The 14286-nt window shown below is 67.6% G+C and carries 15 protein-coding genes and 1 tRNA gene; 10 read left to right on the top strand and 6 right to left on the bottom strand.

The features are described 5' to 3' along the window. The first annotated feature begins 212 nt into the window (after nucleotides 1–212). The 4 genes from ABD223_RS04685 to ABD223_RS04700 all read left to right on the top strand — a co-directional run bounded on the left by ABD223_RS04685 (nucleotide 213) and on the right by ABD223_RS04700 (nucleotide 3618). Nucleotides 213–1727, top strand: coding sequence for a sodium:solute symporter family protein (locus ABD223_RS04685; protein WP_344034579.1), 1515 nt, complete (start codon nucleotides 213–215; stop codon nucleotides 1725–1727). A 95-nt stretch (nucleotides 1728–1822) separates the two neighbouring features. After that, nucleotides 1823–2275 (top strand): MarR family winged helix-turn-helix transcriptional regulator, encoded by a 453-nt coding sequence (locus tag ABD223_RS04690; protein WP_344034580.1) that lies wholly within the window; start codon nucleotides 1823–1825, stop codon nucleotides 2273–2275. After that, on the top strand, nucleotides 2272–2661 hold the full coding sequence (locus tag ABD223_RS04695) for a DUF5313 family protein (RefSeq protein WP_344034581.1): 390 nt from the start codon (nucleotides 2272–2274) through the stop codon (nucleotides 2659–2661). Before ABD223_RS04690 ends, ABD223_RS04695 begins: the two co-directional genes overlap by 4 nt. Before the next feature lie 21 nt (nucleotides 2662–2682). Continuing rightward, nucleotides 2683–3618, top strand: coding sequence for a phosphotransferase enzyme family protein (locus ABD223_RS04700; RefSeq protein ID WP_344034582.1), 936 nt, complete (start codon nucleotides 2683–2685; stop codon nucleotides 3616–3618). Here ABD223_RS04700 and ABD223_RS04705 read toward each other — a convergent pair. Further along, nucleotides 3615–4025 (bottom strand): hypothetical protein, encoded by a 411-nt coding sequence (locus ABD223_RS04705; protein WP_344034583.1) that lies wholly within the window; start codon nucleotides 4023–4025, stop codon nucleotides 3615–3617. The genes ABD223_RS04700 and ABD223_RS04705 overlap by 4 nt on opposite strands. A 495-nt stretch (nucleotides 4026–4520) precedes the next feature. Continuing rightward, nucleotides 4521–5096 carry a Uma2 family endonuclease gene (locus tag ABD223_RS04710; protein WP_344034584.1) on the bottom strand — a complete coding sequence of 192 codons (576 nt, stop codon included), beginning with the start codon at nucleotides 5094–5096 and terminating at the stop codon, nucleotides 4521–4523. 627 nt (nucleotides 5097–5723) lie between these two features. Between ABD223_RS04710 and ABD223_RS04715 the strand changes: the two genes are divergently transcribed. The 6 genes from ABD223_RS04715 to ABD223_RS04740 all read left to right on the top strand — a co-directional run bounded on the left by ABD223_RS04715 (nucleotide 5724) and on the right by ABD223_RS04740 (nucleotide 10828). Then, a complete protein-coding gene (locus ABD223_RS04715) occupies nucleotides 5724–6413 on the top strand; it encodes a toll/interleukin-1 receptor domain-containing protein (RefSeq protein WP_344034585.1) in 690 nt (229 codons plus the stop codon). Between the two features lie 249 nt (nucleotides 6414–6662). Further along, nucleotides 6663–7601 (top strand): tetratricopeptide repeat protein, encoded by a 939-nt coding sequence (locus ABD223_RS04720; protein ID WP_344034586.1) that lies wholly within the window; start codon nucleotides 6663–6665, stop codon nucleotides 7599–7601. A 638-nt stretch (nucleotides 7602–8239) separates the two neighbouring features. Further along, complete coding sequence (locus ABD223_RS04725; protein ID WP_344034587.1) at nucleotides 8240–8860, top strand: hypothetical protein; 621 nt, start codon at nucleotides 8240–8242, stop codon at nucleotides 8858–8860. A gap of 521 nt (nucleotides 8861–9381) precedes the next feature. Then, nucleotides 9382–10029 carry an HAD family hydrolase gene (locus tag ABD223_RS04730; RefSeq protein WP_344034588.1) on the top strand — a complete coding sequence of 216 codons (648 nt, stop codon included), beginning with the start codon at nucleotides 9382–9384 and terminating at the stop codon, nucleotides 10027–10029. 143 nt (nucleotides 10030–10172) lie between these two features. After that, entirely contained in the window at nucleotides 10173–10472 is a 300-nt protein-coding gene (locus ABD223_RS04735) for a hypothetical protein (RefSeq protein WP_344034590.1), read from the top strand. Further along, nucleotides 10469–10828: a hypothetical protein gene (locus ABD223_RS04740; protein ID WP_344034591.1), complete on the top strand. Its 360-nt coding sequence runs from the start codon at nucleotides 10469–10471 to the stop codon at nucleotides 10826–10828. The genes ABD223_RS04735 and ABD223_RS04740 overlap by 4 nt, the downstream gene beginning before the upstream one ends. Before the next feature lie 140 nt (nucleotides 10829–10968). On the opposite strand, the gene ABD223_RS04745 is transcribed toward ABD223_RS04740, so the two are convergent. From ABD223_RS04745 to ABD223_RS04760, 4 genes are all read right to left on the bottom strand, one after another. Beyond that, on the bottom strand, nucleotides 10969–12504 hold the full coding sequence (locus tag ABD223_RS04745) for a helix-turn-helix domain-containing protein (protein WP_344034592.1): 1536 nt from the start codon (nucleotides 12502–12504) through the stop codon (nucleotides 10969–10971). 486 nt (nucleotides 12505–12990) lie between these two features. Next, a complete protein-coding gene (locus ABD223_RS04750; protein WP_344034593.1) occupies nucleotides 12991–13566 on the bottom strand; it encodes a VapC50 family PIN domain-containing toxin in 576 nt (191 codons plus the stop codon). Beyond that, the gene (locus ABD223_RS04755) at nucleotides 13566–14024 is read right to left on the bottom strand and encodes a helix-turn-helix domain-containing protein (protein WP_344034594.1); all 459 of its coding nucleotides are present in this window, start codon (nucleotides 14022–14024) and stop codon (nucleotides 13566–13568) included. Before ABD223_RS04755 ends, ABD223_RS04750 begins: the two co-directional genes overlap by 1 nt. Before the next feature lie 162 nt (nucleotides 14025–14186). Next, nucleotides 14187–14257, bottom strand: a tRNA-Gly gene (locus tag ABD223_RS04760). Nucleotides 14258–14286: the final 29 nt, after the last annotated feature.

Here is a 14286-nt window from a genome sequence, read left to right on the forward strand (position 1 = left end):
CCAGCCATGACGTGGTTTCCTCGAAAAACTTTCCGTAGCTCTTGGTCACGTACGTGAACAAGGATCACAAGTGTGACTCAATGACCGCTGATGACCTTCCGCGTTGCGCAACAGCCTCGTAAGACCTACGTCACACACCCATGTGGGACGCCGCGCACCGCCGCCCGTAGTTCCGCGCAGCCACCCTTGGGCCGAGCACTAGTGGAGGCCGCATGGACACCCTCGACTGGGTAGTCGTCGGTGGGTACTTCTTCGTGATGGTGGCGATCGGCTACTGGTCACGGGGGCGGGTCAAGAACATCGCCGACTTCTTCACCGCGGGCGGACGGATGCCGTGGTGGCTGTCCGGCATCTCGCACCACATGTCCGGCTACAGCGCCGTCATGTTCGTCGCGTTCGCCGCCGAGGCGTACCGGCTGGGCCTGACCGTCTACATCTGGTGGGCGCTGACGATCGGCCTGGGCGTCGGCATCGGCGCGTTCCTCTGGGCGGGCGCCTGGAACCGGCTGCGGTCCAAGCACGGCGTGAAGTCGCCGCTGGAATACCTGGCCCGCCGCTACAACGTGCCGACGCAGCAGATCATGGCGTGGTCGGGCGCGGCGCTGAAGGTGGTGGACATCGCCGCCAAGTGGGTCGCGGTGGCGCTGCTGCTCCAGGGCTTCGCGGGCGTGCCGATCTGGATCGGCATCGCCCTCACCGGCGTCGTGACCATGGTCTACTCGGTCCTCGGCGGCCTGTGGGCCGACGCGCTGACCGACTTCGGCCAGTTCGTCATCCAGGGCCTGGCGGGCATCGTCATGTTCGTCGCGGTCGCCTCGCACTTCGGCGGCATCGACTTCATGTGGACGATGTGGGACCAGCTGCCCGAGTCGCACTCCGACCCGCTGTCCGGCCAGTACACGCTGATCTTCTTCATGGCGCTGTTCCTGATCAAGACGCTGGAGTACAACGGCGGCATGTGGAACCTGGCGCAGCGCTACATGGCCGCGCCGTCCGGCGCCGCCGCCAAGCGGTCCGCGCTGCTGTCCAGCCTGCTGTGGCTGGTCTGGCCGCTGGTGCTGTTCTTCCCGATGTGGGCCGCGCCGCTGATCGTGCCGGGCATGGAGGGCAACGCCGAGCAGGCCTACGTCGAGATGGGCAAGGCCATGCTGCCCGCGGGCATGGTGGGCCTGGTGCTGGCGGGCTTCTTCTCGCACACCATGGCGATGGTGTCGTCGGACGCCAACGTGATCTCCGCGGTGATCACCCGCGACATGCTGCCGAGGCTGTGGAAGGGCGTGACGCGGCTGGGCGAGGACGCGCAGCTGAAGCTGGCGCGGATCACCACGTTCGCGTTCATCGGGCTGAGCATGACGATCGCGCTGACCGCGGACACCAAGGGCTTCGTGCTCAAGGTGGTGATCGCCCTGGTGGCGGCCACGATGGGCCCGATCGCCATCCCGCTGATGCTCGGCCTGTTGCCGTGGTTCCGCAAGGTCGGCCCGACCGCGGCGATCTCCTCGACGGTGGGCGGCCTGGCCACCTGGGCGGTGCTGTACGTGCTCCAGCAGAACAAGGTCGAGTTCGTCACCCAGTCGGTGATCGTGTCCTGGCCGCTGCTGGTGTCGCTGGTGCTGTACCTGGTGATCGGCCTGCTGATCAAGCCGGAGCCGTCGGCCGAGCGCGACGCGCTGATCGACTCGCTGCGCTCCGACGACGAGGACGAGCGGGTGCCCGCGCGCACCTGACGACCTCGGGCCCCCTCCCGTCGCGCGACCGCGCGGCGGGAGGGGTGTCCCGGCTCACGCGGGGGACGAGGGCCGCCCGGGTAGTGTGTGTACTAATGGTTAGCGCACAAAGCTTCGACGACCCGCTGGACCTGGACCGCCAGGTCTGCTTCGCCCTGGCCGTGGCCTCCCGGAACGTGATCGCGCTCTACCGGCCGCTGCTGGAGCCGATGGGGCTCACCCACCCGCAGTACCTGGTGATGCTCGCGCTGTGGGGCGAGGAGCCGCTGTCGGTCAAGGAGCTGAGCCGGAAGCTCGCCCTGGAGCCCGCGACCCTGTCGCCGCTGCTCAAGCGCCTGGAGGCGGTCGGCTACGTGACCCGCTCGCGGGACGCCGCCGACGAGCGGCAGCTGGCCGTGGCGCTGACCGGCGCCGGGGCGGAGCTGCGCGAGCGGGCGTTGGAGATCCCTCCCGCGATCGTGGACCGGCTGGGCATGTCGCTGGAGGAGCTCCAGCACCTGCACGCCGTCCTGACGCGGGTCATCGCGGCCTCGGAGCGGAGTCGATGAAACCCTCGTTCGTGATGCGCTCCTGGTACCTGCTGGGCGGCCGACTGCCGCAGCGCCACCGCGAGTGGGTGTTCCACCAGGCGACCAGGCCGTCGTGGCTGGCGTGGTTCACCGCCCGCGTGTTCCTCCAGGTCCTGCCCCTGACCGCGGTCATCGCCCTGGCGCTCGTGCTCGGCCTGGGCGCGCCGTGGCCGCTGGCGATCGCGTGCGGCTCGCTGGGCCTCGTGGTCGGCGTGTACTTCGGCGTGTCCTACGCGATCGAGAGCACCGACCACCGGATGACGAAGTACGGCTACCCGCGCGGCGCGGCCGCCGCGGTGCGCAACGAGCGGAAGAAGCGGGACCAGGAGCGGTACGAGCGCGTGTGGCGCTCGCCCGGCGCCTGACTTTGACCTAGCTTCGACGCCGTGGATGCGGTGGCGGCGGCGTTCGGCCTGGGTGGCGCGACCTCGTGGGAGCCGGTGTCGGGCGGGCGCGCGCACCTGGTGTGGCGGTTGCGCACGGAGCGCGGCGAGTGGGCGGTGAAGCGGCTCAACCGGTCGCGCGAGGACTGGTGGCTGCGCGACTACCTGGTGGCGGCCGAGGTGCAGCTGGCGGCGTGGGAACGCGGCCTGCCCATGCCCCGGCCCGTGCACCCGCTGGAGCCCGCCGCACCGCTGCTCGCCGACGTCGACGGGCACAGCTACCTGGTGCACGAGTGGTGCGAGGGCCGGCCGCCGACCGGTGACGTCACCGAGTGGGTCGGCCGCACGATGGGCGCCCTGCACGACCTGCCCGCCGGCGGGACCGCCACGTGGGACCCGCACCCGGTGGCGGAGTGGCTGACGTGGCTGGACGAGGCGCCGGGCCCGTTCACCGACGAGGTCCGCGCCTACCTGCCGGACATCGCCGAGGCCATCGGGCTGGGCGGGGACGCGACCGGCCTGACGCCGGTGAGCAGCCACCGGGACTTCAAGCCGGACAACGTGCTGGAGACCGCCGGCGGACCGCTGCTGCTCGACTGGGACGGCGCGGGACCCGAGTGGGCGGAGTGGGAGCTGACCCGCGCGGCGGTGCGCTTCAGCGGCCGGGGCGAGGACCGCGCGGCGTTCCAACGGGTGATCTCCGCGTACGAGGCGGTCACGGGCAGGCGTCCGCCGGCGTCCCCGACGTCCTTCGCGGGCCTGCTGAAGGTGTACCTGGGCGGCGCGGCGTGGATGGTGTGGCGAGCCCTGGGACACCGCCCCGTGACGGCGGCCGAGCGCGCCGCCGCCGGCCCGCACGCGCTGGAGCTGCTGGCCGACCTGCGGGCGGCGCTGGGCCGCCTGGACGAGTGGGCGGGCTGGCTGGCCAGGTCGACCTAGGCGGTCACGTCGAGCCGACCGGCCCGGTCGTGCGGCACGACCACGACCTGGTGCTCGTCCTCATAGACGACCCGACCGGGATCGGTGGACCGCACGGCCCCACAGGCGACGCCGTGCGCGGCGAGGACCTCCAGGTAGCCGTCGACGCGCTCGACCAGGTGCGCGGCGGCGTCGGCCTTGAACCAGGCCACCGCGCCGGGGTTGACCGCCGGGTCGAAGACGGTCGGGTCGACGTGCGAGGGCGTGGTGTAGGCGGCGTCGTACCAGGCGTTGTTGACACGCCGGAACCGCTCCTGCTCCTCGGTGAGCACACCGTCCCGGGCGAGCCGGTTGATCAGCCAGAACACACCGGGGAAGAAACCGTCCTCATGGCGGTCGGCGCCCTGGAAGCGCACGTAGGTCGTCACCGCGCCGATCCTGCCGCACGGGCCGGCGACGACATTGGTCCTGGTGGCTGCCCCTCCGCTGGAGGTCCACGTGGAGGTGCGGCGGTGGACGCGAACTCCCCGCCGAACACGTGGTCCGCCTTTTCGCAACGGCGACCGACCGGGACTCCGCCTGCGCGGCGGATCAGGGGCCGGCCGAGCAGGTGGTGGCGGCACTGGACGGTTGAGCGGCGGGAGGTTCGGCCTGTTTCGACCAGGGGCACCCCGTTCGGCCGATCACCGGGACCGGTCAACAGTCCTCAGAGCCCGATCACGGCGAAGGCCCGGGTCGGGTGAGGGGAATCGAACCCGCCTCTACGGCTCGGGAACCCGATCGCTCAGTGCTGCTCCGGGCCACGACCTGCGGTGGCGTTCGGTCCTGGATGACCGGGGTCGCCCGTCATCGACCGGCGCTTGTCGCACGGCAGTTGCACGGAGCCGACCGCCCGAGGGCTCGTAGTGCCGGAACGAGCCTGATCACGACCGGGGGCGGCGGGAGCCGGCCAGGTCGGCGGGGTCGAACGTGACGGTGCCACCGCCGGGGACGTCAACGGTTCCGGCAGTGCCCGCTTGGAGCGTCACGGCCTTTACGTACACGCCCTGGTCCAACCGGTAGCAGTAGATGACCGGCCCGTCCTCGCGACCGACCTCCACCCGCCAGAAGGCAGGCACCCCGGCCGCGGCGAACGCGGCGGGCTTCTCCAACCGGTCGCGGCGAGCGGTGGACGGGCTGACCACCTCGACCGCGAGCGCGACCAGCTCGACCTCGACGGCGGTGGTCTCCACCAGTTCCGTGCACACCACCACGTCGGGGATGTAGCCCAGCCCGGGGGCCACGCGCACACCGACCGCCGTCACGGCTTCCATGCCGCCGTCGGCGACGGCGTCGTCCAGGAGCCGACAGAGCCGGTCCGCGACGCGTTGGTGCGCGACAGCCGGGGCGGCGCTCACCACGAACCGCCCGTCGACCAGTTCGACGCGGTGGCCCTCCGCAGGCTCAAGGCGCTCCCAATCTGCCAACGTGTAGCCGTCCAAGCGGCGTGCACTGGTCATGGTGTGGCCTCCGAGGCGCTGCTGCCGGTGAGCCCGTCCCGCGCACAGGAGGAAGATCCGTCGACCTGGGCAACGAGCCTACCGAGTGCCTTCCCGTGCACCCTGAGGTGCTCGCGTCCCGGGTCAGGTGCGGATCACCCCCGCTCGCGCGGGGTGGACCTCAGACAACGATACGGCAGAGGAGGAGGCTCCCCCACGTGTACGGGGAAGCGGGTGACACCTGATCACGGCGAAGGCCCGGGTCAGGTGACCCGGGCCTTCGCCGTTCCGAGCGGGTGACGGGAATCGAACCCGCCTCTACAGCTTGGGAACCCGATCTGCCTGTCCTGGCAGGTGCAGTGACCAGCGGCAGGAATCTGGCATAGGTGCCCGTCGCTGACCTGTGTCGACCATGGCTTATCGCACGCTAGTTGCACGGCGGCCCGTCCTGTGAAGATCCTTGCGCAGGATCTGCCAGTCGATCCGGCATGACTCTCTGACCTGCATGTTCGTAAGAGGTTCGCGCATTTCGCGTCAGCGCGTTCCGTGCATGTTCCGCCGTTCGAGTCTCTGGGCGTGGCTTGTCCGGTAACCGGGTGTTGGGCGGGCACGATGTATCCGGGTACTCGGTGCGAGGGGTGGTGTCCGGTGACGGACGGGTGGGACTTCTTCGTCTCTTACACGCAGGACGATCGGCCGTGGGCCGAGTGGGTCGCGTGGGAGTTGGAGGAGGCCGGCCACCGGGTGCTGATCCAGGCGTGGGACATCGTGCCGGGCAGCAACTGGGTCGCTTCGATGCAGGAGGGTGTACAGAAGGCGGAGCGCACGATCGCGGTGCTGTCGGCGGCTTACGCGTCGTCGGCCTACGGGGCGGCGGAGTGGCAGGCCGCGTGGCGCGATGCCCCGTTGGGTGAGAACCGCAAGCTGCTGGTGCTGCGGGTGGAGGACTGCGACCGGCCGGGTCTGCTGGGGTCGGTGGTGTCGGAAGACCTGTTCGGCCTGTCGCCGGATGATGCCCGTGATCGGCTGTTGCGGGTGGTGAAGGGCGCGGTGGAGGGTCGTTTGAAGCCAGCTTCGGCTCCGCGGTTCCCGGGGCGGCGGCGGGGGGTGGTGCGGGAGCCGCGGTTCCCGGGTTCCTTACCCGGGGTGTGGAACGTGCCTGCGCGCAATCCGAACTTCACCGGGCGTGCGGGGTCGTTGGAGCGGTTGCGGGAGGCGATGCGGTCGTCGGGGACGGTGGCGGTGCACTCGCTGCGGGGCTTGGGCGGGGTGGGCAAGTCGCAGTTGGCCATCAAGTACGTGCACCGGTTCGCCGGTGACTTCGACGTGGTGTGGTGAATTCCGGCCGAACAACCCTCCCCGATCCCCGACCACCTGGCAGATCTGGGTGCGGCGCTCGACCTGGACGGGGACGGCGATCCCGCGGCGAGGGTCCTGTCGGAGCTGCGGGGGCGTCGGCGGTGGTTGGTGGTCTTCGACAATGCCGAGGACGTCGATACCCTGCGGCCCTACCTGCCGTAGGGGGACGGGCGGGTGTTGGTGACGACCCGGCGCCACGGGTTCCGAGCGCTGGGCGAGGTGCTGGACGTGGACGTGCTCGACCGGGCGGAGAGCGTGGCGCTGCTGCGGCGTCGTGTGCCCTCGATGACCGACGACGAGGCCGACCGGCTGACCGAGCGGCTTGGGGACCTGCCTCTGGCGCTGGAACAGGCCTCGGCCTACCTGGAGGCCACCGAACTCCCCGCCACCACATACCTGGACCTGCTGCGCACCCGCACCGCCGAGATGATCGGCCGGGGCCGGGTCGCCGGCCGCAACGACACCCTGGCGACCCTGTGGGACCTCTCGCTGACCGCCCTGGCCAAGCAGAACCCCGCGGCGGTGCACCTGCTGGACCTGCTGGCCTGGATGGCCCCCGAACCCGTCCCCCTGGACCTGTTCACCACCCACCCTGACCTCCTGCCGGAACCATTGGCCCAGGCTGTGGCGGACCCGGTCGGCTTCGCCGAGACGGTCGGGGCACTGGCCGAATGGTTCCTGGCCCGGCGCACCGGCGACGAAATCACCATCGCCCACCGACTGATCCAACAGTCACTGCGCGCCCGCACCACGGCAGTATCGACACCGGACCACACGTCTCCGGCCTCGACGGTCCAGGAACTGCTCGCGGCAGACCTACCTGGCGACATCACGACCGCTCCGGGGAACTGGCCGCGGTGGCGGGCTCTGCTGCCCCATGTCCTGACCGTGTACGAGGACATCACCACAAACCCGTCCACCACCACGAATTACAGTGCGTGGCTGCTCGACAGCGCAGCCACCTACCTCCAAACCCACGGCCGCCCTGGCGACGCTCAACCCCTGTTCGAGCGGGCGCTGACTATCGACGAGGCCACCTATGGCCCCGACCACCCCACCGTCGCCACCCGCCTAGATAATCTTGCCACGGTGCCACAAGAACTCGGGCATGACGATCAGGCGGAACCACTCATCGAACGCGCGAATCGCATTCGACCTCCCGCATAGTCAGAACATCGACTGGCACGCTTACCTACACGTCGGCAAGCCTGTGGACTGATCGACGCCGCCAAGGCGGTGAGCTGCCCGCAGGCGTGTCAGCCGAACGTTAAAGCCGCCCGATCAAGCCAATTACTCGGCGATCGTCCCGGCCTGCTACCTCGGGATTAGAGCGAGAAACCTGTCATCGTTCGCCATAATTGGTCAACACTGGCATTCACCTGCACTGATGCGTAGCGCTGATTGAGCGTTGCTGGGTATGTATCACGATCATCTGCCGTCGTTTCACTGGGATAAGATATGGAGATGATCTCCGCGCCTGCCATTAGGTAAGCCGTGACCGGTCGATGTCACCAAGTGTCAAGCTGTCCACAGTCAGTGCAACCGAGCGTCCGACCGTCGCGCCAACAGAATACTCGCTCCTGCTCTTATGTAATCAGATCCACTCTACGAGATCCGATCAGGCAGCTCTCATGCGCTTGGCTAAGAAAGTGCGCTATTTCCTGACCGGGCCCGCTCTCACCGAGTTGGCCCTGTCTGTGCGAAGGGCTGAACAGTAGACTACTCCTCCGACTGACAGCAAAGCGTCACCTTGCACTAATAGAGTGCAATATCGAGAGCATAGAGCATCGAGGGAGGCCAGTTCGATGTCCGCCAGCGTAGCTTTTATAGGCTTTGCCGGAGTAGTCATTGGCGCATTTATCGGAGCTCTCGGTGCGGTCGCCGGTCCGCTGCTGATGCACCGACGAGAGACACAGCAGCAATACGAGGAAAAGTTTGACGAACGTACCACTCGTACGATAGCCATCCGTGCCACGACCAGGATTTGGCAACACATTCTAGAAGATGCCGTGCAAGACCTACGCGCAGGAAAGACGGTTTGCGAGGAAGAATTCACGGAGATATGCAGGCAGGCGCGCATGAATGTCAACCATGCGCTTGACGAGTGCATGCGCGATGGAATCTGGTACATGCATGCACACACGATGAGGCGGATGAGGCGAAGCGAATGGCCTCCGGGAGGCGGCGGCGGCGTCAATCTAACCGAATTGTTAACAAGTTTAATTGAGGCTACATTCTCAATTGAGCTAGCTGCGACTCAGTCCAAGCATCACCGATTGACCGAAGTGGATATTCGAGACATTGAAATCCAGGTGGAGCGGGTAGATGAAGCTCGCAGGGAGACTGCTCGTCAAATGATGAACGATATTATCCGTGAGATGAAAGGTGAAAAAAGAGGGCGAAAGTCACTAAAGCGTCGCGCTTAGATTTAGTGTTCCACTTGGTCAGATCGCGCATCATTGCAAATGAGGGCTTCGTGTCATCCCGCCGACCTGGCTCGTCCCAACCATGCGTGTCAAGGGGGCGCCTTCCACCAGGTCGCACTGATGGCTGGGACAGCCCCCTTGACGCGTATGGTTGCCTTCGGGGAGGTCGGCGGGATGACACGAAACCCGACCCACGCTGGTACCCGGACCGGCGGTGTCGTCCCGGTCATCCTGCTGGCCTGCCGCGCGGCGAGCGCTTCTTTAACCCTTTGCGGTCGCCTGCGGGGGTTGCTGGCCGTTCCTCGTCGACGTCGGGACCGGCGCCCTTCCTCGCGTGGCACGCCCGCGGGCCGCCAGGCCCGCTTGGGCGTGCCAGACCAGCAGGGGTGTCGGTCCTTCGGCATCGGCCTGGCACCAACGGCCAGCGGCCCCCGGAGGGGCCGCCTTGAATGAAGAAAAGAAACTCTGAACACCGAGGTCAGGCCGTGTGTGCTGCGGGGCCGATGCGGTAGGTATGAGTCATGGTGGCCGCGGTGGTGTTCGACGCCGGTGAGACGCTGCTGGACGACTCCCGCGAGTGGGGTGCATGGGCCGACTGGATCGGAGTGCCCCGGCACACCTTCTCCCCGGTGTTGGGTGCGGTCACGGCGGCAGAGCAGGACAACGCCGAGACGTTCCAGTACTTCCGGCCTGGCTTCGACGTTGCCCGTGAGCGGCGGTTGCGGGAGGAGGCCGGGGTGGGTGAGCGCATTGACGAGGGCGACTTATACCCGGATGTGCGGACCGGGCTGGCGCGGCTTCGTGAGTTGGGGCTGTGGGTCGGTGTCGCGGGCAACCAGACTGTTCGCGCCGCCGAGCTGCTGCGTGGGTTGAAGCTCCCGGTGGACGGGTTGGCGACGTCGGGTGAGTGGGAGGTGGCCAAGCCTGAGCCGGGCTTCTTCGAACGGGTCGTGGCCATGACCCCTGCGACGAACGCCGCTGACGTGCTTTACGTCGGTGACCATCGGGACAATGACGTCGTGGCGGCGAAGGCTGCCGGGCTGCGCACAGTGTTGATCCGGCGTGGGCCGTGGGGCTACCTGTGGACTGACGATCCGTTGGTGCGGCGTGATGCCGATGGGGTGATCGACTCCCTGCACGACCTGCCTGGGTTGCTGAACGTGCGCTGATACCTGGAGTGCGAGGCTGTGGTCATCGCGTTGACGTACGTTTAGTGGTGGTGTCGATACCTCATCGGTCATTGGCGTGAAACCGATTCTCTGCGCGGGTGAGCCTGGTCAGGCAAGCCTAGATGTACACGGAGGTGAGGCCGATGGGGTTGTACATGCTTCTCCAGCCGGAGGAGGACGCGGAGGCGGTGGTGGTCGAGCACGCGCAGGGGCATCCGTCCTTGGTGGTCTCGTCCGGTGACGCACGGTTGACGGTGCAGATCGCCGGTCATGAGGACGGCGCGCGGCTGGCGATCGACTTCGCGCGGCAGCTGGCCACGGAGGCGACGGCGTTCGCGGATCGGTGTGAGGCGTTGACCAGGCTCGCGCCGGTGGACTTCGAGGCGTTGACGGGGATCGTCGGCACCACGCCGGACGAGGTGGCCGAGGCGGTGAACCGATGAACGATGTCGACTTCGAGGGCTTGCCGCCGGTGTGTGATGAGGCGCTGTTCCGGGCGGTGGGTGACTTCCTGGCCGAGCAGGGTGCTCCTCGGTTGTTCGCGGTGGTGCAGGAACACGGCGAGCGCGTCAACGGCCGGGTCGTCGCCTACGGCATGGCGTTCGAGGACCGGGTGATGATGTCGGCCAACGGCGAGAAGTTCCTGTTCACCCTGGCCAGCATCGAAAACGCGGTGCGCTTCTACCACCACGAAGACCACGGCCTCCGCGCCCGCGTGGTCTGGCTGAACATGCTCGACCATGCCCAGGAGGAGAGCGAGCGAACCCACACGCTCGAAGCGGTGCAAATCGCGGCATAACGGACCGGGTGAGCCGAACGGTCAGAATCCCGACGTGAGGCTTGGCAGCAGGCGAAATGACTTTCGTCTGCTGCCGAGTTACCATTGGAGGCTCATCAAGGCGCTTGAAGGCGAACCCATCCGGTGCCCTCCTGCCCTTGCTAGCCCTGTTCGGCAAATCCGGACATCGCCGGGAGCAGGGCGCCGGAGAGGTCGAGGAACTCGCGCACCACCGGTGAGTTGTGGTGGTCACGCAGACGGGTCCGCAGGTCTGTGACCGCCTCGGTCGACCGCGTCGACTTGACGCCGGCGGCGAGCTTGGCCGCGACCACACCCGCGGCTGCTGCGGCTTCGAGGTCGTGGTTGTCCAGTGCAGAGCGGGACAGGGCGGCTTGGGCCAGGGATCCGCGGCGAGCCCGGTTCTGGCGTTCGGATTCCGCGATCGAGAGCCGGGCGAAGTGGGCTGCCTCGTCGGGGCGGTGGAGGTCGCGGAAGGTGTGGGCGTACTCGCCGTTGAGGTAGGCGGCGTCGATGAAGCGGGCCCACTCCGGTTCGGTGTCCCGGTCGACGTCCGCGAAGGCGGTTTCGGAGAGGTGGACGCTGCGGGTCGCTGCCGCACCGTCGCCCATGGCGGCCTCGGCGCGGGCCTGGAGGGCGTAGAGGTCGGCCAGGCAGGCGTCGGAGTGACCTCGGGTCGGTCCGGCCCGACCTGCCTTGGCGAGTTGCGCGGCGTGGTCGGGGTGGCCGGTGAGGGTGGCCTGGTCGGAGAGGCCCGCCAGGACGTGGGCGCCGAGGTCGGGGCTGCCGGCGGCTTCGGCCAGGCGCAGGGCCTGGATCAGGTAGCGCTGGGCCACGGTGTGTTCGCCGTTGTCGAAGGCCATCCAGCCGAGCAGGTAGAGCTGTTCGGCGGCGGCCTCGTACAGGGCACGGCCGGTCTCGCTCGTCGGGTCGTTGGACTTCAGCAGCGGCACGACGTGGGAGGTCAGGTAGGCCGAGAGCTGTTGACGTGCGTGTCCGCCGCCGCGCATGACGTCCAGTTCCTGGAACGCGCCGAAGGTCCGGCGGATCGCCTCGACCTGCTCACCGCCGACCTTGCCCTTGGCGGCACCGGCTTCGTCGAGGGTGGCCAGCAGCCAGTCGCGGCTCGGTGCGACGGATGCTGCGACGCTGAACAGTGCGCCCGCGAGGAGGGTTCTGCGCTGCATGTCGTGCCTCCCGAGTTCGGCAACCGCCTCCACCGTAGCCATGAGGGACGCCGAGCAGGCAAGGCCGAGGGAGGGTGGTTCTTCTTGTGCCCCTTGGGGTTCCTGGTTGTGGAGATCGAGACCGCTCGCGGTGAACCAGCGCAGGTGGCGGGGCACGTGCAGGGCGTCGCACCACCGTTCGAGGCGTTCCAGGTCCGTCACCGGCCGACGGGAGCGCTCGATCTCGCTGACATGCCCTTGGGAGAGGTGCAACCACGTCGCGAGGGTTTCCTGGGTGACGGCAGGAGCCATTGCCCGGCGGTACGCGCGCAACACCTGACCGATGTTGCGTGAATGCAACGCATCACGCAGGACCGGCTGTTCCCAGAAATCTGACGACAACACCGGTGCGCGGAGCTTCAGGGCTCTCGAACATCGGGAACACCGCACGTCACGGTTGTCGCCGGCCAGTCTGGTGTCGCACGTGCGGCAGTGTCGATCAGTGTTGTTCATGCGCAACAACTCCCTGCATAAAATTCTGCCCGCAGGGGAGTGTAAAACGTTTTTTGATGCTCTGGCCGAGATTGTCTGCTGTGCCGGTATGAATCGACCCGTTGGTGCGGTGCTTGCACCGTGCAAGGTTGCTCGACCCGGGCAGGGGACGAGGAGCCCAGGGCACGCACCCTGCCGGCCCCTTGCACGCCGTTCGCACGATGAGCCCGAAGCCCGAACACGACGAAGGCCCAGGCTGGCCAGCGAACCGGCTCTCACCTGGGCCTTCGTCGTAGAAGAGCGGGTGACGGGAATCGAACCCGCCTCTACAGCTTGGGAACCCGATCTTGTTGTCCTGGTGGAGACGGCGACCTGCCTGGGAGCCGGATCATCGGCAGCCGTAGTTGCCCCTTGTCGACCACTGCCTGTCGCACGTGGATCGCACGGAGCATCGTGTCCACACGTGGGCGGCAGGACCCGTTCACCGGCTGGCTCGATGGGCCCGGGTCAGAGGCGCTGTCGCCACCGGGCCTGCAGCACGGGAGTGTGCACTTCCTCGGCGAAGTCGGGAACGACCTTGGCCAAGCGGTCCAGGAACTCCTCAGGCGTGACTTCCGGCTTGTTGTACGCGCTGATCTGGTCGTTGATGCACTCAACCGTGCGATCGGGGTATAGGTCGAACTGATCGAGCAGGAAGTCGTCCGGGTGCACGGCGTTCAGGCCGTACGGTGCCAACGCCCCGACGGGGAAGTCGTCGGTGTTGGCGGTCACGATCACAGCTGCGCCACCGTACGCTGCGGCGGCGAGCACGTGCCGATCCTTCGGATCGTTGGTCATCACCTGCGTCAGTGACTCATAACCGGTCACCAGCGCATCGGGGAACACCCGGCGGATGGTGTCGACGAACCTCTGGGCGCTCTCCGGGGTGCGGTGCCCCACGCGAGGGAGGTTGCGCTCGACTTCGTCGAGCACCTCGTCGGACCAGAGTGGACGGTATGTGTTCGCCTCCGCCAGCCTCAGCAACAGGTCTGCCAAGCGGTACGGGATGAGCACGCAGGCATCGAGGAATGCGGGGAAGGGCACTAGCGGGTCCGGGGGAACTGATCCACGGCGTCGTAAGAGCCGTCTTTGACGGCTTCACGCGCTAGCTCGTCCAGGGCGGTGCGGCGGCGGACGCGAGCGCGTTCCTGATAGTCCAGCAGATCGGTCAACCGAACCCGCCGGTGACGCCCGCGCATCTCGAACGGGATTTCGCCACCTTCCAGGAGCCGCACCAGCGTGGGACGCGAGATGTTGAGCATGTCCGCAGCCTGCTGTGTGGTCAGCTGCGTCGTCTGCGGCGCGATCGTGATCGCGAGCCCGTTCGACAGGGCCTCGACCACGTCACGCAGCGCGGCGAACACCTCGCCTGGCAGTTTGATCTCCGTGCCGTCCGGGCTGACGAGCTTGGTGTGGCCGTGCAGGGCCTCCGCCGCGTGCGCCAAGTCGTCATGGCTGTCAACAGGGGGGAACAGGGTGTGCCGCTGCAGTGCTGCAGTCATCGTCGTTCCTTCCGGTTCTTCGACTGGCCACAGTCTATCCGAAAAAAACGAAAGCGTCTCGGGGTGTGCCGCCGAGCGATGGGTATGCGGGCGGCTGGCGCGGGACTCGCGCCCGAACACGACGAAGGCCCAGGTCAGGTGACCCGGGCCTTCGCCGTACCGAGCGGGTGACGGGAATCGAACCCGCCTCTACAGCTTGGGAAGCTGTCGTTCTACCAATGAACTACACCCGCGTGCCGTGCAGCCCGATCATACACAGACC

Source organism: Saccharothrix xinjiangensis (assembly GCF_039527585.1).
GTDB classification, from domain to species: Bacteria; Actinomycetota; Actinomycetes; order Mycobacteriales; family Pseudonocardiaceae; genus Actinosynnema; species Actinosynnema xinjiangensis.

Coding starts and splice junctions, on each gene's coding strand:
- ABD223_RS04695 (WP_344034581.1), top strand. CDS start 2,272: ATGAAACCCTCGTTCGTGATGCGCTCCTGGTACCTGCTGGGCGGCCGA.
- ABD223_RS04735 (WP_344034590.1), top strand. CDS start 10,173: ATGGGGTTGTACATGCTTCTCCAGCCGGAGGAGGACGCGGAGGCGGTG.
- ABD223_RS04725 (WP_344034587.1), top strand. CDS start 8,240: ATGTCCGCCAGCGTAGCTTTTATAGGCTTTGCCGGAGTAGTCATTGGC.
- ABD223_RS04740 (WP_344034591.1), top strand. CDS start 10,469: ATGAACGATGTCGACTTCGAGGGCTTGCCGCCGGTGTGTGATGAGGCG.
- ABD223_RS04730 (WP_344034588.1), top strand. CDS start 9,382: ATGGTGGCCGCGGTGGTGTTCGACGCCGGTGAGACGCTGCTGGACGAC.
- ABD223_RS04690 (WP_344034580.1), top strand. CDS start 1,823: ATGGTTAGCGCACAAAGCTTCGACGACCCGCTGGACCTGGACCGCCAG.
- ABD223_RS04685 (WP_344034579.1), top strand. CDS start 213: ATGGACACCCTCGACTGGGTAGTCGTCGGTGGGTACTTCTTCGTGATG.
- ABD223_RS04755 (WP_344034594.1), bottom strand. CDS start 14,024: ATGACTGCAGCACTGCAGCGGCACACCCTGTTCCCCCCTGTTGACAGC.
- ABD223_RS04745 (WP_344034592.1), bottom strand. CDS start 12,504: ATGAACAACACTGATCGACACTGCCGCACGTGCGACACCAGACTGGCC.
- ABD223_RS04710 (WP_344034584.1), bottom strand. CDS start 5,096: ATGACCAGTGCACGCCGCTTGGACGGCTACACGTTGGCAGATTGGGAG.